The organism is Allohahella sp. A8, assembly GCF_047946665.1.
GTDB lineage: Bacteria > Pseudomonadota > Gammaproteobacteria > Pseudomonadales > Oleiphilaceae > Allohahella.
The window spans coordinates 1,879,971-1,902,135 of the sequence record NZ_CP172312.1 but is presented as its reverse complement, the minus strand read 5'-3'; the positions used below and the strand labels follow the sequence as shown (position 1 = coordinate 1,902,135).

General features: G+C 57.4%; 17 protein-coding genes. All 17 read left to right on the top strand.

Going from position 1 to position 22,165, the window contains the following annotated elements:
- Positions 1 to 3 precede the first annotated feature (3 nt).
- Positions 4 to 1,203 (top strand): MFS transporter, encoded by a 1,200-nt coding sequence (locus ACH3PB_RS08500; protein ID WP_416399032.1) that lies wholly within the window; start codon positions 4 to 6, stop codon positions 1,201 to 1,203.
- Between the two features lie 113 nt (positions 1,204 to 1,316).
- Positions 1,317 to 2,828: a 3-isopropylmalate dehydratase large subunit gene (gene leuC, locus ACH3PB_RS08495; protein ID WP_416399031.1), complete on the top strand. Its 1,512-nt coding sequence runs from the start codon at positions 1,317 to 1,319 to the stop codon at positions 2,826 to 2,828.
- Positions 2,825 to 3,496 (top strand): 3-isopropylmalate dehydratase small subunit, encoded by a 672-nt coding sequence (leuD, locus tag ACH3PB_RS08490; RefSeq protein ID WP_416399030.1) that lies wholly within the window; start codon positions 2,825 to 2,827, stop codon positions 3,494 to 3,496. The genes leuC and leuD overlap by 4 nt, the downstream gene beginning before the upstream one ends.
- Before the next feature lie 37 nt (positions 3,497 to 3,533).
- Entirely contained in the window at positions 3,534 to 4,622 is a 1,089-nt protein-coding gene (gene leuB, locus ACH3PB_RS08485) for a 3-isopropylmalate dehydrogenase (protein ID WP_416399029.1), read from the top strand.
- 75 nt (positions 4,623 to 4,697) lie between these two features.
- Entirely contained in the window at positions 4,698 to 5,804 is a 1,107-nt protein-coding gene (asd, locus tag ACH3PB_RS08480) for an aspartate-semialdehyde dehydrogenase (protein WP_416399028.1), read from the top strand.
- Between the two features lie 226 nt (positions 5,805 to 6,030).
- Entirely contained in the window at positions 6,031 to 9,105 is a 3,075-nt protein-coding gene (locus tag ACH3PB_RS08475) for a FimV/HubP family polar landmark protein (protein ID WP_416399027.1), read from the top strand.
- A 35-nt stretch (positions 9,106 to 9,140) separates the two neighbouring features.
- Complete coding sequence (gene truA / locus ACH3PB_RS08470; protein ID WP_416399026.1) at positions 9,141 to 9,980, top strand: tRNA pseudouridine(38-40) synthase TruA; 840 nt, start codon at positions 9,141 to 9,143, stop codon at positions 9,978 to 9,980.
- Positions 9,981 to 10,066: 86 nt separating this feature from the next.
- Positions 10,067 to 10,690, top strand: a complete 624-nt coding sequence (locus ACH3PB_RS08465; protein ID WP_416399432.1) for a phosphoribosylanthranilate isomerase — start codon at positions 10,067 to 10,069, stop codon at positions 10,688 to 10,690.
- Positions 10,677 to 11,891 carry a tryptophan synthase subunit beta gene (gene trpB, locus ACH3PB_RS08460; RefSeq protein WP_416399025.1) on the top strand — a complete coding sequence of 405 codons (1,215 nt, stop codon included), beginning with the start codon at positions 10,677 to 10,679 and terminating at the stop codon, positions 11,889 to 11,891. Before ACH3PB_RS08465 ends, trpB begins: the two co-directional genes overlap by 14 nt.
- Positions 11,888 to 12,709 (top strand): tryptophan synthase subunit alpha, encoded by an 822-nt coding sequence (gene trpA / locus ACH3PB_RS08455; RefSeq protein WP_416399024.1) that lies wholly within the window; start codon positions 11,888 to 11,890, stop codon positions 12,707 to 12,709. Before trpB ends, trpA begins: the two co-directional genes overlap by 4 nt.
- A gap of 29 nt (positions 12,710 to 12,738) precedes the next feature.
- On the top strand, positions 12,739 to 13,902 hold the full coding sequence (accD, locus tag ACH3PB_RS08450) for an acetyl-CoA carboxylase, carboxyltransferase subunit beta (protein ID WP_416399023.1): 1,164 nt from the start codon (positions 12,739 to 12,741) through the stop codon (positions 13,900 to 13,902).
- A 13-nt stretch (positions 13,903 to 13,915) separates the two neighbouring features.
- Complete coding sequence (locus ACH3PB_RS08445; RefSeq protein ID WP_416399022.1) at positions 13,916 to 15,307, top strand: bifunctional folylpolyglutamate synthase/dihydrofolate synthase; 1,392 nt, start codon at positions 13,916 to 13,918, stop codon at positions 15,305 to 15,307.
- 16 nt (positions 15,308 to 15,323) lie between these two features.
- Positions 15,324 to 16,088, top strand: a complete 765-nt coding sequence (locus ACH3PB_RS08440) for an SPOR domain-containing protein (protein WP_416399021.1) — start codon at positions 15,324 to 15,326, stop codon at positions 16,086 to 16,088.
- Between the two features lie 59 nt (positions 16,089 to 16,147).
- A complete protein-coding gene (locus ACH3PB_RS08435; RefSeq protein ID WP_416399020.1) occupies positions 16,148 to 16,651 on the top strand; it encodes a CvpA family protein in 504 nt (167 codons plus the stop codon).
- A 100-nt stretch (positions 16,652 to 16,751) separates the two neighbouring features.
- Positions 16,752 to 18,278 (top strand): amidophosphoribosyltransferase, encoded by a 1,527-nt coding sequence (gene purF, locus ACH3PB_RS08430; RefSeq protein ID WP_416399019.1) that lies wholly within the window; start codon positions 16,752 to 16,754, stop codon positions 18,276 to 18,278.
- A gap of 17 nt (positions 18,279 to 18,295) precedes the next feature.
- Positions 18,296 to 19,579, top strand: coding sequence for an O-succinylhomoserine sulfhydrylase (locus tag ACH3PB_RS08425; RefSeq protein ID WP_416399018.1), 1,284 nt, complete (start codon positions 18,296 to 18,298; stop codon positions 19,577 to 19,579).
- A gap of 9 nt (positions 19,580 to 19,588) precedes the next feature.
- Positions 19,589 to 22,162 (top strand): DNA translocase FtsK, encoded by a 2,574-nt coding sequence (locus ACH3PB_RS08420; protein ID WP_416399017.1) that lies wholly within the window; start codon positions 19,589 to 19,591, stop codon positions 22,160 to 22,162.
- Positions 22,163 to 22,165 lie beyond the last annotated feature (3 nt).

The window sequence follows — 22,165 nt, the reverse complement described above, 5'->3', positions numbered from 1 at the left end:
CCAGTGAGCGCTTCTTTTCGACCCATCTCGGCAGCGTATTTCTGGTATTTTGCGCTGGTCGGCACGATAGCGCCGTTTCTGCCTGATTATTTTCGCCTGCTTGGGCTGAATCATGCAGAGATTGGCCTGCTGGTGGCCTCTGTCATGGTCACCAAAATACTTGCGCCCAACCTCTGGGCCATCGTTGCCGATGCCACCGGTCGGCGGCTGCGACTGATTCGCGTCGGGATCAGTTTCGCCCTGGTCGCGCTGCTCGTCTTCCCGATGCTTGAAAGCTTCTGGCCGCTGCTCATCCTCATGGTCTTCTTCAGCGCGTTCTGGAATGCAGTGCTGCCTCAGTTCGAAGTCATCACTCTGTCGGCGCTCCGTGAGCAGGGGCGTCAGCATCATTACAGCCGAATCCGCTTGTGGGGCTCGGTCGGCTTCATCGCTGTAGTGATCGGGCTCGGTGCCGTTTTCGAGTATTTCGGCCTGGCCCTGCTGCCGTATGCCATGATCCTGCTCATGGCTGCTCTGCTATGGTCCTCACTGATGATTCATGCGCCTGACTCGACCGGCGGGATGGGCTTCAGGGATGTGCTCAAAGTCTTCACAAAAGAATTCAAAAGTATCCCAATCATATTGTTTTTCATAATAGCATTCCTCGTTCAGCTCTCTTTCGGTCCATACTATACCTTCTTTACAATCCACCTTAAAAACGTGGGCTACTCATTTGACATTATAGGTATTCTCTGGGCTGTCGGCGTGTTGGCAGAGGTTGGGCTCTTCCTGGTGATGCATCGCTTCCTGAAGAGTTACTCCTTGCGCGTTCTCATGCTTGCTGCGTTGACGCTAACGGCGCTGCGCTGGTGGGGAATCGCCGAGTTGGCCGATCAGGTGTGGCTACTGCTGCTATTTCAACTCGGCCACGCCCTTAGTTTTGGCTGCGTTCATGCCGTATCGATTGAGTTCGTGCACCGCGCCTTCGGGCGAGGCTCGGTCGCGGGGCAAGGGCAGGCGCTCTACAGCGCTGTCAGTTTCGGGGCTGGGGGTGCCGTCGGAGCCTGGGCAAGCGGGCAGATTGCTTTTCATTATTCTGCTGGCGATACCTTCTATTTTGCGGCCGCATCAGCCGCCGCTGCCATGCTCGTGCTGCTGCTTGGCTGGCGGTCCTGTGGTCCCGAGACGTATTGGTGTCGTGCGGTAAAGGCTGTTCCAGCCTGAGCGGGCGCGTGCGTTTGCCGGGGCTCGTAGCCCCGCAGCATTGAATTTTCGGGCCTCGAAGCGTAGCATGATGAGCCGTTTTTTGAGGAAGACCACCAGGTCTGCGAGCGTATATGTCGATAGATAGGTCTAATAATAGGTCCGCCAAGACCCTGTATGACAAGTTATGGGACAGCCACGTCGTCACCCAGCGCGATGACGGCAGCGCACTGATCTACATCGACCGACAACTGCTACACGAAGTCACGTCGCCGCAGGCCTTTGAAGGGCTGCGGATCGCCGGGCGCAAGCCCTGGCGCATCAGTGCCAACATTGCCACGCCCGATCACAATGTGCCCACTGAGAACCAGAGCGCGGGCGTGAGTGGCATCGTCGATCCGGTTTCGCGCATACAGGTGCAGACGCTGGATAGCAATTGCGACGATTTCGGCATCCTCGAGTTCCGAATGAACGACATGCGTCAGGGCATCGTCCATGTGATCGGTCCGGAGCAGGGTGCAACGCTGCCAGGCATGACCGTAGTCTGCGGCGACTCGCATACCTCCACGCATGGCGCGTTCGGTGCGCTGGCCCACGGCATAGGTACTTCCGAAGTCGAGCACGTGCTGGCAACCCAGTGTCTCGTCGCGAAGAAAATGAAGAATATGCTGGTGCGGGTCACTGGCAAGGCGCCACAGGGTATTTATGCGAAGGACATCGTCCTGGCAATCATCGGTCGAATCGGCACCGCTGGCGGTAATGGTCACGCGATAGAGTTCGCTGGCGAAGCCATTGAAGCGCTCTCGATGGAAGGTCGAATGACGGTCTGCAACATGGCTATAGAAGCTGGTGCACGAGCAGGCATGATTGCCGTTGATCAGACCACCATCGATTATTTCGCCGGTCGGCCATTCAGCCCCGGAAATGACGATCCGGAAGAGTGGGATCGTGCGGTAGTTTACTGGCGCACACTCACAAGTGATGCCGGCGCCCACTTCGATACCGTGGTCGAGATCGATATCAGTAACCTGGCCCCACAGGTCACCTGGGGCACCTCGCCTGAGATGGTGGTCGCTGTTGATGAAAACGTGCCTGATGGTAGCGAGCGCAGTGCAGATCGTGTGCAGCAGAATGCTGACTCGCGGGCGCGGGCACTGAGCTACATGGGTTTGAGCGAGGGTCAGGCAATCACTGACATTCGGCTCGACCGCGTCTTTATCGGCAGCTGCACGAATTCGCGCATAGAAGACCTGCGCGAGGCTGCGGCCGTCGTGAAGGGTCGCAAGGTTGCATCGACTATCAAGCAGGCGCTCGTTGTGCCTGGTTCGGGACTCGTCAAGCGACAGGCAGAAGCCGAAGGGCTTGATGTAATATTCCGTGAAGCTGGTCTGGACTGGCGTGAGCCTGGCTGTTCGATGTGCCTGGCCATGAACGCGGATAAACTGGGGCAGGGTGAGCATTGCGCCTCGACCTCCAATCGCAATTTCGAAGGCCGACAGGGTTTTGGTGGTCGCACGCATCTGGTATCGCCTGCTATGGCGGCGGCGGCGGCCGTATTCGGTCACTTCGTTGACATAAGAACACTGCAACCTGTTGATCCTGATCATTTGTCAGCTGGCGAGTCACCCAACGGAGTTGCGGCATGAGAAAGTTCACTGTTCACACGGGTATCGTGGCGCCGCTCAATCGTGCCAACGTTGATACAGATATGATTATCCCGAAGCAGTTCCTGAAGTCGATCAAGCGCAGCGGCTTCGGGCCGAATCTGTTCGACGAGTTGCGTTATCTCGATGAAGGCCAGCCTGATGCAGACAACAGTCAGCGCCCGCTGAACCCTGATTTTGTGCTCAACAAGCAGCCTTATGACGAGGCCAGCGTGTTATTGGCCGGTCCAAACTTTGGCTGCGGTTCGTCACGTGAGCACGCGCCATGGGCACTGGAAGACTTCGGCTTCCGTTCGATCATCGCGCCAGGCTTCGCTGATATATTCTTCAATAACTGCTTTAAGAACGGCTTGTTACCTATTGTTCTGAAAGAAGAAGAGGTAAAGGTCTTGTTCGACGCGGTTGCACGTGTGCCTGGCTGTGAAGTCACCATAGACCTGCCGGCTCAGACGGTCACCGTACTCGATGGCAGCGCTGATGAACTGGTGTTCGATTTCGAAATCGATGGTTTCCGCAAGAAGTGCTTGCTGGAAGGTCTGGACGAAATAGGTCTGACGCTGAAGGAAAGCGATGCCATTCGCGCCTATGAGCAGCAGCGTAAGCAGATCACCCCCTGGATGTTCACCGACGTAGTAAGCGCTGGCGTCTAAGCTCGCCCACGTCGTAATCCCATATGGAAAATTGAGTATGAGTTCAGTGTTGTTACTCCCGGGCGATGGAATTGGCCCAGAGATTATGGCTGAGGCTGCCAAGGTGCTGAATCGTGTCGATCAGCTCTTCGGGCTTGGTCTGCAGATCGAGCATGGTCTGGTCGGTGGTGCGGCCATTGATGCCCATGGCACGCCGCTGCCAGATGAAACGATGGACAAGGCTCGCGCTGCGGATGCCATTCTGCTCGGTGCAGTCGGTGGACCCAAATGGGATGCCATTGAAGCCGGTAAGCGTCCGGAAAACGGCCTGCTCGGCCTGCGTTCGGGTCTGCAGTTATTTGCCAATCTGCGTCCCGCGATCCTGTATCCTCAGCTTGCCGCGGCAAGCTCGTTGAAGCCGGAAATCGTGTCGGGTCTCGACATTCTTATCGTTCGGGAACTCACCGGCGGTATCTATTTTGGCAAGCCACGGGGCGTGCATGTCAACGACGCGGGTGACCGCGAAGGCTTCAATACCTACCGCTACAGTGAGCCGGAAATTCGCCGGATCGCTGCAGTGGCGTTCGAGGCTGCACGCAAGCGCTCTGGCAAACTCTGCTCTGTCGACAAGGCAAACGTTCTGGAAGTGACGCGGCTCTGGCGTGAAATCGTGACAAGCATGGCTGCCGACTATCCTGACGTCGAACTCTCGCACATGTACGTCGACAACGCGGCGATGCAGCTTGTTCGTGCACCAAAGCAGTTCGACGTTATCGTAACTGGAAACATGTTCGGCGATATCCTCTCGGATGAGGCGGCGATGCTGACTGGCTCGATCGGTATGCTGCCTTCGGCCTCACTCGATGCCGACAACAAGGGCATGTATGAGCCTTGCCATGGCTCTGCACCTGACATTGCTGGTCGTGGCGTGGCCAATCCGCTGGCGACGATCCTGTCGGCTGCGCTCATGCTGCGATACTCAATCCGAAGTGATGCGGCCCTGCAGGCAGCCGATGCCATTGAGCGTGCGGTAGGCGCAGTGCTGGATCAGGGTCTGCGAACCGCAGATATTGCTGATGTGCCAGGGCAGAGCGTCAGCACGAAGCAAATGGGTGAAGCCGTAGTGGCTGCGCTCGCGCTGGCATAGCTGGCGCACAGAAAATTCTTATTCTGAATTCTCCGATCTGGATTCAGTGAATGCACCATAGATATGGATGAAGTCATGAAACAGAAAGTAGGTCTTGTAGGTTGGCGTGGCATGGTTGGCTCGGTGTTGATGTCCAGGCTTGAAGCCTGTGGCGATCTCGATGCTATCGATGCCTGCTATTTCTCGACGTCGCAGGGTGGCGAAGCTGGTCCAGATGGGCGACCACTGCTGGACGCGACCGATATCAGGGCGCTCGCAGAGATGGATATCGTGGTCAGCTGTCAGGGCGGCGATTACACAAAACAGGTCTTCAAGGACCTGCGCGCGTCTGGTTGGGATGGTTACTGGTTAGACGCTGCTTCGGCGCTGCGAATGCAGGATGATGCGGTCATCATTCTCGATCCGGTAAATCGCAATGTCATCGATCGTGCCCTCGACTCAGGCGTTCGCACTTATGTCGGCGGCAATTGCACGGTCAGTTTGATGCTGATGGGGCTCATCGGTCTGTTCCGCGAGAATCTTGTGGAGTGGGCAAATCCGACCACGTATCAGGCTGCTTCTGGTGGTGGTGCGCGCCATATGCGTGAACTGCTCCAGCAGATGGGGCGCCTGCATGGTGACTGTCGCGAGCTGCTCGACGATCCTGCCAGTGCAATTCTGGATATCGACCAGAAAGTTATCGCCAGCATGCATGACAAGGATTTTCCGGTGGAGTGTTTCAGTACCCCACTGGCTGGTAGCGTGATTCCCTGGATCGACAGTCTTGTCGCCAATGGTCAGACACGTGAAGAGTGGAAGGCTGGGGTTGAGGCCAACAAGATCCTTGGCAATTCCCAGCGCCCGATCCCGATTGATGGCTTGTGTGTACGTGTCGGCGCCATGCGCTCACATAGCCAGTCGGTCACGGTGAAGCTGAAGAAGGGTGTGTCGGTTCGCGCCCTGGAAGACATCATTGCCAGCGGAAATGAGTGGGTGGAAGTCATCGACAATACGCCGGAAGCCACCCGCGCCAAACTCACGCCTGCCTATGCCAGCGGTTCCCTGCAGATCCCGGTGGGTCGCATCCGCAAGCTCTCACTGGGGGATGACTACCTCAGCCTGTTCACGGTTGGCGACCAGCTCCTGTGGGGTGCCGCAGAGCCTTTGCGTCGAATGCTGGCAATCCTGGTCGGCAGGCTCTGATCAGCTCGTACTGATGCCTCTCTCGCCCCGCAAGCCCGGGGGCGTAAGTGTGCCCGCGGAGCCCGCGGGCTATTTTCTTGTAAAAAACTGATCCCTCATCAATACTTACTTTCGATAAGACACTTCAATTCTAGGTACGCTAGAGGCTCTGCCTGTCTCTGCAAAATTGCAGGGCTCACCTCCGCGGACTACTTTGACTCAGTATTGTGACACTAAGGAAATGGCTATGGTTCGCAAGTTCGCGGTTGCACTCTTCGCAGCATCCTCGCTCTCTGCCAGCATCGCACAGGCACTAGGCCTCGGCGAAGTTACCGTCAACTCGTCGCTGAACCAGCCCCTAGATGCTCAGATCGAGCTGGTGAACACGGAGGGCCTGCAGCCGTCTGAAATTGTCACGGCCCTGGCAAGTCAGGAAGCGTTCAGGCGGGCGAACATCGATCGCGCATTCTTCCTCAATGACGTTCGCTTCAAGGTCGAATGGAAGAACACTGGCGGCGCTGTGATCCGTCTTAGCAGTTCAAAACCGGTACGAGAGCCTTACCTTAATTTCCTTGTCGAAGTGAACTGGCCTTCCGGTCGTCTGCTTCGTGAATATGCTTTGCTGATCGATCCGCCGACCTATAGTCTCGACAATACAACGTCGGCTGCGCCGGTACAGACCGTCCAGACGAACACGACGTCTCAGCCGCCGGCACGACAGAGCGCCCCTGCTCCGAAAACGCCTGCCGCGGGCACTCAACAAACGGCTCGTTCCACCGTGCCAGCCAGTTCGGCGCCGCAGGGTGGTGGACAGACTGACGCTTACGGTCCCATTCGCGCTGATGAAACCATGTGGGAAATAGCGCTCAAAACCCGGCCCAATAGTCAGATTTCTCCACAGCAGATGATGCTGGCGATTCAGGATCTGAACCCGGATGCCTTCGTCAACAACAACATCAATCTGGTCAAGCGTGGCCAGATGCTGAAGATTCCGGATGAGCAAACCATTCTCGAACGCGACCGTCGTGATGCGACCAGCGAGTTCGCGGTGCAGAATCGTGAATTCGAGGTCATCACAGGCAGCGAAGGGTCCCGAACAGATCAGATGCGAATTCTCGCTGACGAGCGTGGAACAGCGACCGGCTCTGAAGCCAACTCCGGTGAGGGGCAGGTTACGGGTACAAGCGTTCGCGCCACCGATCCGGTTGTGCTCGGTGAGGATCTTGCGGAGCAGACACGCGCCAATGAAGAGCTGAAGAGTCGACTCGACGCTGTGCAGGAACAACTGGCGACCGCGCAACGTCTTGTGAAGCTCAAGGATGATGAGCTCGCGGCATTGCAGGCACAACTGGCCAAGCAGCGGACTCAGAATGAAGGCGCGGCATCTTCTGCAGCGGGCTCGCCTGAGAAGGCGGCCGCCACCAATACTGTAACCCAGCCTGAAACCTCGCCTGCAGATGGCGCAGGCGGACAGGCAGGCGATCCTGCCACACAAGCCAGCGTCCCGGCTAATGGCATGACGAGCAGTGACCCAGCCGCGCCTCAGGGCGAGGCAGGCGAAATCACCGCGATTGATCCTGCCAGCCCAGAAGCCGAGATGGCCGCTGGTGACATGACCGAGGGCGCAGGCGATGAACCTGCAGCCGAAGTGGCGGTATTGACTGAAGAAATTCCAGTGGTTAAGCCACGGGAAGCAGCAGAGCCAGTTGCCGCAGAGCCTGAGAATCTGCTTGACCAGATCGCGTCCAATCCGCTGTATCAAATGGCATTGGCTGGTGGTCTGCTCCTGATATTGTTACTGCTGTGGGCCATGTCCCGTCGAAGGGCCAACAAGGAAGCAGACGATTATGAGTTGGGCGCTGAGAATGCTGCTGGCGGGCCTTCAGGCGCAGCGATAGCAGCATCACGAGCCGGCATGTCGCGCAGCGCCGTAGATGCCGCCTCTGACGAGTCCGACCCGGTCGCTGCTGCCGACGTCTACCTCGCCTACGACCGCGAAGATCAGGCTCGGCAAGTGCTCGAAGATGCGCTCGAGAAAGAGCCTGACAATCAGCGCTATCGGGTTAAATTGCTTGATGTGCTTGGTATGGCTGGTGCTACAGCCGCCATGCACCAGGCTTACGATCGCATCATGGCTGGTGAAGATGAAGACGCCATCGTCGAAGCGCAGAGCGTGATGAATCGCTATGACATCGCCACCGACGAAGATGCCGACGAAGCGGACGATACCTCCCTTGAGGCGCTGGAAGAAGAACTGCGAAACTCGTCGTCTTCACCAACGCTGGCTTACGCCAGAACAGGACACCCGGATACCGAAGATGAGTTGAGTGATGACGATCTGGCGGACGTATTTGGAGATTCCGACGAGTCCTCTGATCGCAGCACCCCTTCGGCCAGCGATGAGCTTGACGATCTGGATGTAGACTCCGGCTATGATGTCGCAGCTAGGACACCTGACTCGCCGGATAATACTCGCGATCTGAGTTTCAGCCTGGACGACACCACAACATCGGGCGCGTTTGATGACAGCGACGATCTGGATATCGATTTCCGGATCAGCGATCTGGATCTCGACGATGCAGATGGTTCCCCAGCCGCCGTGTCGACGAGCAGCCTCGAAGACGAGGCAGACTTACTTGATCTCGACACACTCGAGAGCGTCGATGGTGACCGCAATGGCGACCCACGCAGTACCGATTTCGATCGCTCACTGCAGGCTGCTGAGGCCGCTGCTGACGAAATCAATGCTTCCTTGGAAGAGCCTATCGAACTGGATTCGGCGGATGACGAGATCGACCTGGATAGCAGCGATCTGGATCTCGAGCTCAGTGAAGCTGACGAAGACGAACTTGCCGACTTCGATCTTGAGCTCGATGAGGAAGATACCATTCCCACAGCGGCGCCAGTGGCTGAGACGACGCCGGCCGACCGACAGCTGAGCGAAGGGCGCGATGAGACGCTGGATCTGGCTGATCTTGAAATGGACGACCTCGATATCGATAGCATAGATCTTGATGATCTTGATGATGGCGACCTTGAGTTGGATGAGCTTGACGCCGGCGCGACAGAAGATTCGTTGGCCACTGCCGCAGATTCGCCTGCTGGCTCAGGTGATGATGCCGAAGTTGTAGAAAGCAAAGACATCGAAGATGATTTCGATTTCATGTCAGATGCTGACGAAGCTGCGACCAAACTGGACCTCGCCCGCGCCTATCTCGATATGGGTGACAAGGATGGTGCACGTGATATCCTGCTCGAAGTTGTCGAAGAAGGCAGCGATGAGCAGAAGACAGAAGCCAACGAACTCCTCGCTGGCCTGTAAGTTGGTGGTAACAGGGATGTCGGGGAAAGCAGGATTTGCGATCAGCTCTAGAACGATTCAGTAATGAGCCGCTTCCGGCTGGTCGCATCGCCCTCGTCGTCGCCTACCAGGGTAGTCTCTATCATGGCTGGCAGGCGCAACTGTCCGATCATGACACGGTTCAAGGTGCCTTACAGAAGGCACTGAGCCGGGTGGCAGCGCACGACGTTGCCCTCAGTTGTGCCGGCCGAACGGATGCCGGTGTTCACGCGACCGCCCAGGTGGTCCACTTCGATACCCTTGCATCCCGTTCTCCCCATGCCTGGGTTGCCGGCACCAACCATTTCCTGCCGCCGGATATCGTGGTGCGATGGGCTGGCCCCGTCTCGACTGAGTTTCATGCCCGTTACAGTGCGACCGCACGCGAATACCGCTACGTCATACTCAACCAGACTGTGCCACCGGCCCAACGCCATCGGCAAAGCACGTGGATTCACTACCCATTGGATGAGCAGCGTATGCACGACGCTGCTCAGTTGCTGTTGGGTACGCATGATTTCAGCGCACTGCGTGCTGCGGAATGTCAGTCGAAGACACCAGTGCGCGAACTTCATTCAATCAATGTCAGCCGTCATGGCGACCATATTCTGCTGCAACTTCGGGCCAATGCCTTTCTCCACCACATGGTGAGAAACATTACCGGAACACTGCTGCCGATAGGTGAGGGTACGCGCCCCGTCTCCTGGATCTCTGAGGTGCTGGCTTCGCGGGACCGCCGCTGCGCCGGCATCACAGCACCAGCTCATGGTCTCTACCTTGTCGGCGTGGATTATCCGGCGCACTTCTGTCTACCAGCACTCCCCAAAGGGCCTGCCGTATTCCCACCTGAGATCTGACACAGGTCTCTTGTCTTTAATGCAGGCATGAGCACATGTATACTCCGGGATCGATTTATCTTCGGAGGTCTGCCCGATTGCAGCGAGTGCGTGTAAAAATCTGCGGTATCCGCGAACCCGAGCACGCTCTGGCGGCTGCGCAGGCGGGTGCCGACGCACTTGGCTTCGTTTTTTACGCGCCGAGCATCCGTGCGATCAGTCCTGGTCGCTGCGCTGAAATCTGTCGTGAATTGCCGCCTTTCGTTACTCGGGTGGCCCTGTTCGTCAATCCGGCGGCTGATGAAGTACGGCGGGCTATTGGCGAGTCTGGTTGCCAGACACTGCAGTTTCACGGTAGCGAATCTCCCGAGTTCTGCGAGCAGTTCGGTCTGCCCTGGGTCAAGGCGATAGGCATGACCGACGCCACTGACCTCGCGGCGGAGGCTCATCGCTTCAGCAATGCGCAGGCCCTATTACTCGACAGTTTTGATCCAGTGCGCCACGGCGGTACCGGCCGCACCTTCGACTGGGGGCTGGCCGATGGCAGCATCGGCAAACCACTTATTCTCGCCGGTGGACTCACCGCTGCCAATGTCGCTGATGCAATACACTCAGTGCGGCCGTATGCCGTGGATGTCAGCGGCGGCGTCGAAATAGAGAAGGGCGTCAAGTCCTCCCAAAAGATTCAGCAGTTCCTGCATGAGGTAATGGCTACATATGCAATTCGATAAAGAATATCTCGCACAGTTTCCTGACGTTAACGGCCGCTTCGGCGAATATGGTGGCCGTTTCGTGTCAGAAACGCTCATGGCCTCACTGCTCGAACTCGAGCAGGCATATGCCAAACTGAAAAATGACGAAGCCTTCCAGCGCGAGTTTGATCGTGATCTCGCTGACTACGTGGGCCGGCCTTCGCCACTCTACCTGGCTGAGCGTCTGACAAAGCAGATCGGCGGCGCCAAGCTGTATTTCAAACGTGAAGACCTGAACCATACCGGCGCCCACAAGGTCAATAACACCATAGGCCAGGCTTTGTTGGCTAAGCACCTGGGTAAGAAGCGAATCATCGCTGAAACCGGCGCCGGGCAGCACGGCGTGGCATCAGCTACCGTTGCGGCGCGGCTGGGGCTCGAGTGCGTCATCTTCATGGGTGCCGAAGATATTGAACGGCAGTCGCTCAATGTGTTCCGAATGAAGCTGCTAGGTGCGGAAGTTCGTTCGGTCACCAGTGGCACTGCAACCTTGAAGGATGCCATGAGTGAAGCCCTGCGTGACTGGGTCAGTACTGTGGAAGACACCTTCTATATCATCGGTACGGTAGCAGGTCCGCATCCTTACCCTCTGCTGGTCAGAGACTTTCAGGCGGTGATCGGACGTGAAGCGCGGGAGCAGCATCTCAAGAAAGAGGGCAAATTGCCTGATGCGCTTGTGGCCTGTGTGGGTGGTGGCTCCAATGCCATCGGCCTGTTCTATCCATTCCTCGGTGATGAAACAGTCAAGATCTACGGCGTCGAGGCCGGCGGCAAGGGTCTCGAAACCGGCCTGCACGCGGCACCGCTCTCTGCTGGACGGCCCGGTGTGCTGCACGGCAATCGCACTTATCTCATGGAAGACGAAGACGGCCAGATTTCGGCGACCCATTCGGTGTCTGCTGGTCTCGATTATCCCGGCGTCGGCCCTGAGCATGCCTGGCTGAAGGACATTGGCCGCGCCCAATACGTTGCCGCAACCGACGACGAAGCCATGGCTGCGTTCCATACCATGACCCGTATCGAAGGCATCATGCCAGCGCTGGAGACGGCGCATGCGATCGCTTATGCGATGAAGCTGGCCAAGGAGATGAGTCCGGAACAGAGCATAATCGTCAACCTCTCTGGTCGCGGCGACAAGGACATACTTACTGTTGCGAAGTTGGATGGAATTACACTATGAGTCGTTTGAAGGCGCAATTCGAAGCGCTTGAAGCCAAGGGTGGCAAGGCCCTGATCCCCTATATCACTGCGGGCGATCCGAATCTCGATATCACGCTGAAACTGATGCACGCCCTGGTCGAGTCCGGTGCCGATGCGATAGAAATCGGCATACCGTTTTCCGATCCGATGGCAGATGGTCCCGTGATTCAGAAAGCCTGTGAACGCGCGCTCGCCAGTGGCACCAGTCTGAAAAAGATCCTCGCCATGATCAGCGAGTTTCGCAAGGATGACACGAGCACGCCGCTGGTACTGATGGGTTATCTGAACCCGCTCGAGGCCATGGGCTTCCAGGTGTTCACCGATGCCGCTGCAAAGGCTGGAGTAGACGGCGTGCTGACGGTAGATCTCCCGCCCGAAGAGGCTGGACGGCTCGCTCCGATGTTGCAGGCTGCAGATCTCGATCCGATTTTTCTTATCGCCCCAACCACGCAGACTGCCCGCATCAGAACTGCTGCCAATAATGGTGGCGGCTACATCTATTATGTCTCTCTCAATGGTGTGACTGGTTCAAGCAAGCTGGATGTCGAATCAGTGCGGACGCATGTAGAAGCCATCAGGAAAGAGTCTGCGCTGCCGGTCTGCGTAGGTTTCGGTATCAAGGATGCGGTATCAGCGCGCCAGGTCGCTGCGGTTTCCGACGGCGTCATCGTGGGCAGTGCGCTTGTCAATATCATCGCCGAGCATGCAGAGCAGCCAGAGCAGATGATCGAGCAGGTGAAGGGCTTGATGACATCGATCAGACAGGCGCTTGACGATCTGAGCGCGCAAAACCGATAACAACTCATTTATTGTAACAGGATTGAGGCATGTCGAGCTGGCTCGAAAAACTGATTCCCGGAATGAGCAGTGCACAATCCAAGCACAAGAGCACTGTTCCAGAGGGTCTTTGGAAGAAGTGCCCGAACTGTGAGTCCGTCCTCTACAGGCCTGAGCTTGAGAAGAATGTCGAGGTCTGCCCGAAATGCTCGTATCACATGCGCATCAGTGCGCGGCGGCGGATCGCTGTGTTTCTGGACAAGGTGGACGAAGGCGGTATCGAGCAGAAGGAGATTGCGCCAGAGCTCGAACCCACCGACAAGCTCAAGTTCCGTGACACCAAAAAGTATAAAGACAGAATCGCAGCCAATCAGAAGAGTACAGGCGAAAAGGATGCCATGATTGTCGTCGAAGGTGGCCTGCACGGTATTCCTGTGGTGGTAGCGGCCTTCGAGTTCAAGTTTCTCGGCGGTTCGATGGGTGCAGTTGTCGGCGAAAAATTCGTCCGGGCAGTGAATCGTTGCATCGAGCTGCGTGCGCCGCTCATCTGCTTCTCGGCCAGTGGAGGCGCGCGAATGCAGGAGGCCCTCATCTCACTGATGCAGATGGCGAAGACTGCAGCCGCGCTGGAGCGTTTGAAGCGCGAAAGGCTGCCGTATATCTCCATCATGACTGATCCAGTATTTGGCGGGGTTTCGGCGAGTTTGGCCATGCTCGGCGATATCAACATCGCTGAACCGAAGGCTCTGGTTGGCTTTGCAGGCCCCCGGGTCATCGAGCAGACCGTGCGGCAGACCCTGCCCGAAGGGTTCCAGCGCAGCGAGTTTCTGCTTGCTCACGGTGCCATCGACATGATCGTAGCTCGGCCAGAGATGCGCGAGCGCGTCGCGAGCCTGCTGGCCAAACTGATGCGGCTGCCGGTCCCGCGGTCATTGCTGAGCAGCGACGAGCTCGAGCTTGCACAGTCTAAAGACCCCGCGCCACTAGCTAATATCGAAGCCGAACAGCCACCGCGCGTTCCCGAGCAAACCGACGAGGGTCAACAGGCCTACGTCGCTCCGGCAGAGTCTGTGCACCAGCGCATGTCCGCCATTGGCTCCGAAGAAGCCTGGGATGAGGTCGAAGGCGCAGCCTATTCGCCTGTGAATACAAATCAGCCAGCGAAACTGGCTTCGGTTGAGCCGAAGCGCGGCAATTCGACGTCCTCTGAGTGAGCGGGACGACCGTATGACACAGGAGATTGCTGAATCACCGGTCCCAGGTAGCCGGGATCTGCCGGCCTGGCTGGCTTATCTGGAGAACATGCTTGGTCCAGAGTTCAGCATGCGGCCTGGTCTCGAGCGCAGCGCCCTGGTCTGGCAGCAACTCAATCCCGATGATCAGAGACTTGCCCGGCAGATCGTTATTGTCGCTGGTACCAACGGCAAGGGATCAACCGCCGCGGCGATTGCGGAGTTGGGTCGTGCCAGCGGTCTGCGTGTCGGCGTTTACGGCTCGCCTCATGTGCTCAGATTCAATGAGCGCTGCCGTATCGACGGCGTGGAAGTCAGTGATGCAGCATTCTGCGCCGCTTTCGAGCGCGTGGAGGCGGCTCGCAGGCAGTGCGGCGGACCGGCCGTCGCACCGCTGTCCTATTATGAGTTCACGACTTTGGCCGTGTTTGCCTTGCTCCGTGATGCCGCGCTGGATCTTGTGGTTCTGGAAGTCGGGCTGGGTGGCAGGCTCGACACCGTCAATCTTATCGATGCCGACCTCGCTGTCATCACCCGTATTGGCCTGGATCATCAGGCTGTGCTGGGGGATACCCTCGACGCTATCGGCGCCGAAAAGGCCGGTGTTCTGCGAAGCGAAGCCCTGTGCGTGCTCGGGTCCAGGGATATGCCGAACAGTGTTCTGACGAACGTGCAAGATCTGCGCAACGAGGTGAGAATCTATGGCGAACACTTCGATGAGCATCGTTACGGTCTGACAGATATCAGTCCGGGACATCCTGGCACTCGCCTGCCTGCTGCGAACCTGGCAGCTGCCTGTGCAACGTTCGAGCTGCTCGGTCACCAGCTGCCGCGCAATCATGTTCAGCTGCTCGATTCACTGACGCTGCCCGGGCGCTTGCAAATCCTGCAGTCCGACCCAATTATCTGTATAGATGCCGCGCACAATGCACAGGCGGCAGTGTATCTGGCTGAATGGCTCGAGCGTCAGACCGGTCGCCAGGCAGGCTCGTCGCAGGCCACTCAAGGCGAGAAGACCGGGGAGATCCGGGCAATCTTTTCCTGTTTTGCCGACAAGTCGATTGAAGCGCTGATCTTGCCAATGCTGCATCTGGTGAGTCGCTGGTACTTGTTTCCTCTGCAGGGTGCGCGGGCAGCGGCTTTGCCACGTCTGAGGCAGGCTGCCGACACAGCCATTGCGACGGCTCTCAAAGACCGCGGCGCGGGCGAGGCGTCAGCGTTTGTGCCTTCGATCGAGGCACACGAATCTCTCGTGACTGCGCTCGAGGCCGCTACTGATGGTCTGCGGCCGGGCGATTGCCTGGTAGCCTTCGGGTCCTTCCAGGTGGTGGAGGCCATGCTGCTGCAGTGGCAGCGCCGCTCCGACAACAACTTAAACGCATCATGAACGGATAAAACTACAGATGACCTCATTTAAAACCCGCGTCATAGGCGCCGTTATTCTTGTCTCACTGGCTGTCATCTTTGTGCCCATGCTGTTCAAGAGTCCTGTCGAGCAGCCAGGCCGGGTGGAGACGCCGCTTAGTGATGATGCGCTCCGTACTGGATCAGCGGATCGCACACCAATGACCGAGACCGATTCCCGGGCATCGCAGCGTCTGGAAGTGCCGCCTACTCCGGATGTGCCTGAATTCACGATAGAAAAGCCGACGGCGCCTGCGCTGCAATACTCTGATCGCGCCACAGAGATTGAGGCCGAGAGGTCGGCCGTCGAGGCTAGAGGCAGTGATGACTTCAAGGTGGAATCTCCGGCTGAACCGCGAAGAGAGCCTGCGAGTGCGCCGGTCGGTTCTACGGCTGATACAAAGCCCGCGTCAAGCTCGACGTCTGTAGCCAACCCTACAGAGCGAGCCGTGTCGAAACCTGCGACATCCAAGCCGGCAGCAACTTCGGCGCCAGTCCCCAACGGTGGCTTTGGGGAGGCGTGGGCCATTCAGGTTGGCTCGTTCTCCGATCAGGCGCGGGCCCAGAAGGTTCGGGCGGATTTGCAGAAAGAGGGCACGGCTGCCTATGTGCAGGAGGTTCAGATGGACAATGGGTCTACGATGGTGAGGGTTTATGCAGGGCCAATGCTCGAGCGCAGTACCGCCGAAAAGCTGAAGGTCACCCTGGACAAGAAGTTAGGCGTGAAATCCCTGATTATGCGATACCGCCCTGTGCAACCTTAATCTGAGCTGTTACAATCCGCGCCCTTCGAACACCGACCCGAATCAGGATTGAAGCATAATTGGCAGCACTGAACTGGTTTGACTGGGCCATCCTTGGCGTTATTGCGCTCTCGACGGTGGTCAGCCTGATGAGAGGCTTTGTAAAAGAAGCGCTCTCACTGGTCGGCTGGTTTCTGGCATTCATCGTCGCCAGGCTGTTCTACATTGAATTCGCTTCGCTGCTGGTGGATGTCATCGAAACGCCTTCGATGCGGCTTATCGTCGCCTTCGGTGGTCTGTTTCTGCTGACCTTGCTGGTTTGCTCGCTAGCCAATCATCTGCTGTCGGCGCTTGTGAAAGCGACCGGTCTTGGTGGTTTCGACAGGGTGCTTGGTACAGTCTTTGGCGCCTTGAGAGGTGTGATCATCGTTCTCGTCATTACCGGTACCTTGCGGATGACGCCCCTGGTCGAAGACGACTGGTGGCAGAATTCTGCATTCATACCATCCTTTGGAAGGATCGAAACCTGGGCGCGTTCTACGCTGGGTGATCCTCTCGAACGCATCGATTTCCAGGCACTTTGATGTCTGGTTCTGAAAATTGCTGCGTTACTCTTTACACTAACAAAAAACAGCAGTCTGAAGTCATACATTGCAGTGTCATCGTGTGAAAAGCAGGTAGCCTATGTGCGGAATTGTCGCAATCGTAAGTAAAAGCAATGTCAATCAGGATCTCTATGACGCCCTGACGGTGTTGCAGCATAGAGGCCAGGATGCCGCTGGAATAGTAACCTGTCAGGACGACCGGTTCTTTCTTAGAAAAGACAACGGCCTTGTAAAGGATGTGTTTCGAACCAAGCACATGATGCGTTTGGCTGGCAACGCCGGTATCGGCCATGTCCGGTACCCGACGGCGGGTACCAGCAGTTCGGCTGAAGCCCAGCCGTTTTATGTGAATTCTCCCTACGGCATCACGCTTGCCCATAATGGGAATCTTACCAACACGCATGATGTCGCTGAAGACATCTTCAAGACGGACCTGCGGCACGTCAATACGCACTCCGACTCGGAAGTGTTGCTTAACGTGTTTGCGCATGAGCTGCAGAAGCAGGGCAAGTTTCGTCCAGGCCCAGACGAAGTGTTCGAGGCTGTCAGATCCGTGCATCGACGAGTGCGTGGTGCCTATGCCGCTGTCGCGCTCATCACCGGTTTCGGCGTTGTGGCCTTCCGCGACCCCCATGGCATCCGTCCTGTCTGCTACGGTTCACGTGAAACCGCAGATGGCAAGGAGTACATGGTTGCGTCCGAAAGCGTTGCGCTGAACTCACTGGGCTTTAAGCTAGAGCGCGACATTGCACCTGGCGAAGCACTCTATATCGAAATCGATGGTACCTTGCACAGCGCGCAGTGCGCCGAAAATCCCGTGCTCGCACCATGTATTTTCGAGCACGTGTATTTCGCCCGGCCGGACAGCATCATCGACAACATATCGGTGTATAAGGCGCGCATGCGCATGGGCGACAGCCTGGCGGCGCGTATTCGGGAGAATTTTCCTGACCACGATATCGATGTCATCATCCCGATACCGGATACCAGTCGAACTGCCGCGCTGCAAATGGCGTTCAACCTTGGGGTGAAATATCGCGAAGGCTTTATCAAGAATCGCTATATCGGCCGCACCTTCATCATGCCGGGACAGCAGCAGCGCAAGAAATCAGTGCGTCAGAAGCTGAATCCGATCGATCTCGAATTCCGTGGCAAGAATGTGATGCTGGTTGATGACTCGATTGTGCGGGGCACGACCTGTAGAGAGATCGTACAGATGGCGCGTGATGCTGGCGCCAACAAGGTCTACTTCGCCTCTGCAGCGCCGCCGGTGCGTTATCCTAACGTCTACGGTATCGACATGCCTGCGGCCAGTGACCTCATTGCCCATGGACGTACTGAGAAGGAGGTGCAGGAAATCATCGGCGCCGACTGGCTCATCTATCAGACGCTCGAAGATCTGATTGCTTCGGCGCATGAAGGTAATCCTCATATCGTTGAATTCGACTGCTCGGTATTTACTGGCGAGTATATTACCGGTGATATTACCGAAGACTACCTGACCAAACTTGAGAAACTCCGCGGTGACAGGAACGAAGCGTTATGGGAGGCTTCCAAGGAAGCGTCGCATACGCAGGTGCCCCTCGACCTGCATAATGATGTCTAGGAGCACGAGAACCGCCCATGTCTGAAGAGCACCAGAAGCCGAAAGCCGCGTCATCTGCACCGGCTGGAAGCAACCCCGACGGACGTGGCCGGCTCGGCCGAATACATCAGGCAGACTGGTCCACCGAAACACAGGCCATTCGTAGCGGGCAGTACCGAACCGAAGAACAGGAGCATTCGGAAGCCATCTTCCCGACCTCGTCCTTCGTGTTCAACTCAGCGGCAGAAGCCGCAGCCAAGTTCTCCGGTGAAGTACCGGGCAATATCTATAGTCGTTTCACCAACCCCACCGTTCGCATGTTCGAAGAGCGTCTGGCGGCCATGGAAACACCGGCTGGTCAGGATGGCAGTGAAATCAGCTGTGTTGGTACCTCCAGTGGCATGGCTGCCATACTAGCCACCTGTATGGCCTTGCTTAAGCAGGGCGATCATATCGTCTCATCTCGCCAGGTCTTCGGTACGACGAACGTCGTGTTCGATAAATATCTCGCCAAATTTGGTGTGACGACGACCTGGGTCGATCTGACTGATTACGCGGCCTGGGCCGCTGCGATCAGACCAGAGACCAAGTTGCTGTTCCTCGAGACGCCTTCCAATCCTCTTAATGACGTCGCCGATCTCGATCGGCTGAAAGCCATTGCTGCTGCTGGTAATTGTCTGCTGGTGGTGGATAACTGTTTCTGTACTCCAGTGCTGCAGCAGCCCTTGGCCTTTGGCGCCGACCTCATCATTCACTCTGCGACCAAGTATCTTGACGGTCAGGGGCGGGGCATCGGCGGGGCGGTAGTCGGGCGCAACGAGTTCATCAGCGAAATCAAGACCTTCATGCGCAGTGGGGGCTTCAGCATGAGCCCTTTCAATGCCTGGATATTTCTCAAGGGCCTCGAAACTCTGAGTATTCGGATGAAAGCGCATTGTGAACAGACTGCCGAAATTGCACGCTGGCTGGCTGAGCAAAGCTGGGTAGAGAAGGTGTACTACTGTGGTCTGCCTTCGCATCCCAGCCATGATATCGCGGCCCGGCAGCAGAGTGGTTTTGGTGGGGTCGTCTCCTTTACAGTGGCCGGCGGTCGAGAGGCGGCCTGGCGCTTTATCGACGGGACCCGCTGGATCTCCATCACTGCCAATCTCGGTGATGTGAAAACCACGATGACGCATCCTGGCAGCACCACGCACGGGCGGCTCACGCCAGAGGCCAGAGCGCAGGCAGGCATTGACGATGGCCTCATCAGGCTGTGTATCGGACTTGAGTCGGCAGAAGATATACGCAAAGATTTGCTCAGTGGCAGTAAGGCCCTCTAGACTCCTGTAATGTCCACAAAAAACGCAGCACCAGTTGCCGGCAAGAAACCGGCACGGGGATCAAATCCCTCATCGTCCTCGGCCTCCACCAAGGCAGCGCGTTCACCTGCGTTTGCCCGTTACCTGGAGCACGTCGAGCGCGAGGGCTCGCTCATCTTCTGGCTGTTCATGGCAGCCTTTCTGATGATAGCTCTTGCGACCTACAGTCCCGCCGATCCTGGCTGGTCCAGCACCAGTGATCGGGAGTTCGTCGAAAATTATGCTGGTCGCAGCGGTGCCTGGGTGGCGGACATTCTTCGCTTCTTCTTCGGTCACGTCGCTTACCTGTTCCCATTCGTATTCGGGCTTAAGGCCATCAGTGTGCTCCGCAGTCGGATAACCGGTCGCATCGTGCACTGGCCGGTGATTGCGATGCGGCTGTTCGGCGTCATGCTGATTGTCTGCTCGCTCACCGCCATCTTTGATCTCTATGCCGTCATGGCCTTGCCTGTGCAATCTGGCGGGGCCTTGGGTCATGCGCTCGGTGCGCTTTCAACCAGCAGTCTCAACATTGTCGGCAGCACCCTACTATGGATCGCCGCGCTGTTTTTCGGCTTCAGTCTTGCGACCGGCTTTTCCTGGTTACGCTTCATGGACCTTACTGGCGAATATGCGCTAAGGGCGGTACGGAGCTTCGGCAGCTGGACAAGCATCGTGGCAGCCTGGTCGGGTAGCGGCCTCCGCAAGAGTTCCTCGGCTGCCGCTGAGTTCCTGCGCAAACGTAATGCACAGCGGCAGGCAGAAAAAGCCGCGAGGAGCAGCGTGAAGCGTCTGCCGCGCCTGCCGCCGGAGGGCAGTGAGCGTTCTGCGACCCAGTCTGCACCGCAATCAGCACCACAAAGTGCACCGGCTGCCGCTCAGGACACGCCCGCAGCGCAAGCACCTCGTCCCGAGAGTCGTGTGCAGGCCGCTGGTAGGGCAGCCGCAGCAGCGGCTGCGGAAGCTGCAGAAAAGGCCGTTAGAATTTCGCCGTTCCAGCGCAAGAAAGAGGGCGGTGCCCGCAGGGATCAGCCCTCACTCTTCGATACCAGCGACAGCCCCATACCACCCCTGTCACTGCTTGACCCGTCTGAAGTGACCAAGAAGGGTGGCTACTCTGAGCAGGCGCTTATCGATATGTCTCGTCTGCTGGAGGCAAAACTTGCCGACTTCGGCATTTCTGTCGAGGTCGTCGAGGTGAATCCCGGTCCGGTCATCACCCGCTTCGAAATCCAGCCGGCGCCCGGCATCAAGGTCAGCCGCATCAGCAATCTGGTCAAGGATCTGGCGCGATCACTGGCAGTTGTTGGTGTGCGGGTTGTCGAAGTCATACCAGGCAAATCGGTTGTTGGCATAGAGATACCCAACGAGAACCGTGACATAGTTCGCCTGCGGGAAGTTCTCAGCTGTAGTGACTATGAAAATATGCGGTCGCCGCTGGCGCTCGGTCTCGGCAACGATATTGCCGGCAACCCAGTGGTCGCGGATCTCGCGAAGATGCCGCACCTGCTGGTAGCCGGTACGACCGGTTCGGGTAAGTCGGTTGGCGTCAATGCCATGATTCTAAGCATGCTGTTCAAGTCGACGCCTGAAGAACTGCGTCTCATCATGATCGACCCCAAGATGCTGGAATTGTCGATCTACGATGGCATTCCGCACTTGCTGACGCCGGTCGTGGTGGATATGAAGGAAGCTGCGAACGCCTTGCGCTGGTGTGTCGGCGAGATGGAGCGGCGCTATCGCCTGATGTCGGCACTTGGTGTACGAAACCTGGCAGGCTTCAACCGCAAGGTGAAGGACGCGCTCGCGGCAGGTGAGGGCATACCGGATCCGCTTTGGAATCCGTCAGATTCGGCGCTGGCGCATGAGCCACCCGCATTGGGGCCTGTGCCTCATATCGTGGTAGTGATCGACGAATTTGCCGACATGATGATGATCGTCGGCAAGAAGGTGGAGGAACTTATTGCCCGAATCGCGCAGAAGGCGCGGGCAGCGGGCATACACCTGATCCTTGCCACACAGCGTCCTTCGGTCGATGTCATAACGGGCCTCATAAAGGCCAACGTTCCAACCCGGATGGCCTTCCAGGTCTCATCCAAGATCGACTCAAGAACCATCCTCGATCAGGGCGGCGCCGAACAGCTCCTCGGTCACGGTGATATGCTGTACATGCCGCCGGGTACTTCGCTGCCGGTTCGCGTGCACGGAGCCTTTGTCGACGACGACGAGGTGCATCGTGTGGTTGCTGAATGGAAGCGCCGTGGCGAACCGGACTATCTAGACGAGATCCTCGACGGGACCTCGGACAGTGATTTCGTGCAGAGCATCGATGGCAGCAGTGGTGGCGGTGATAACGGCGATGGCGAACAGGATGCGCTGTACGACGAAGCCGTGGCCTTCGTCATCGACTCACGGAAAGCGTCTATATCTTCTGTGCAAAGAAGGCTTAAAGTAGGCTACAACAGGGCAGCGAATCTTGTCGATGCCATGGAAGCCGCCGGTGTCATTAGTGCGGCCGGTCACAATGGTGCACGAGAGGTCCTGTCCCCACCATCACGGGAATAGTTG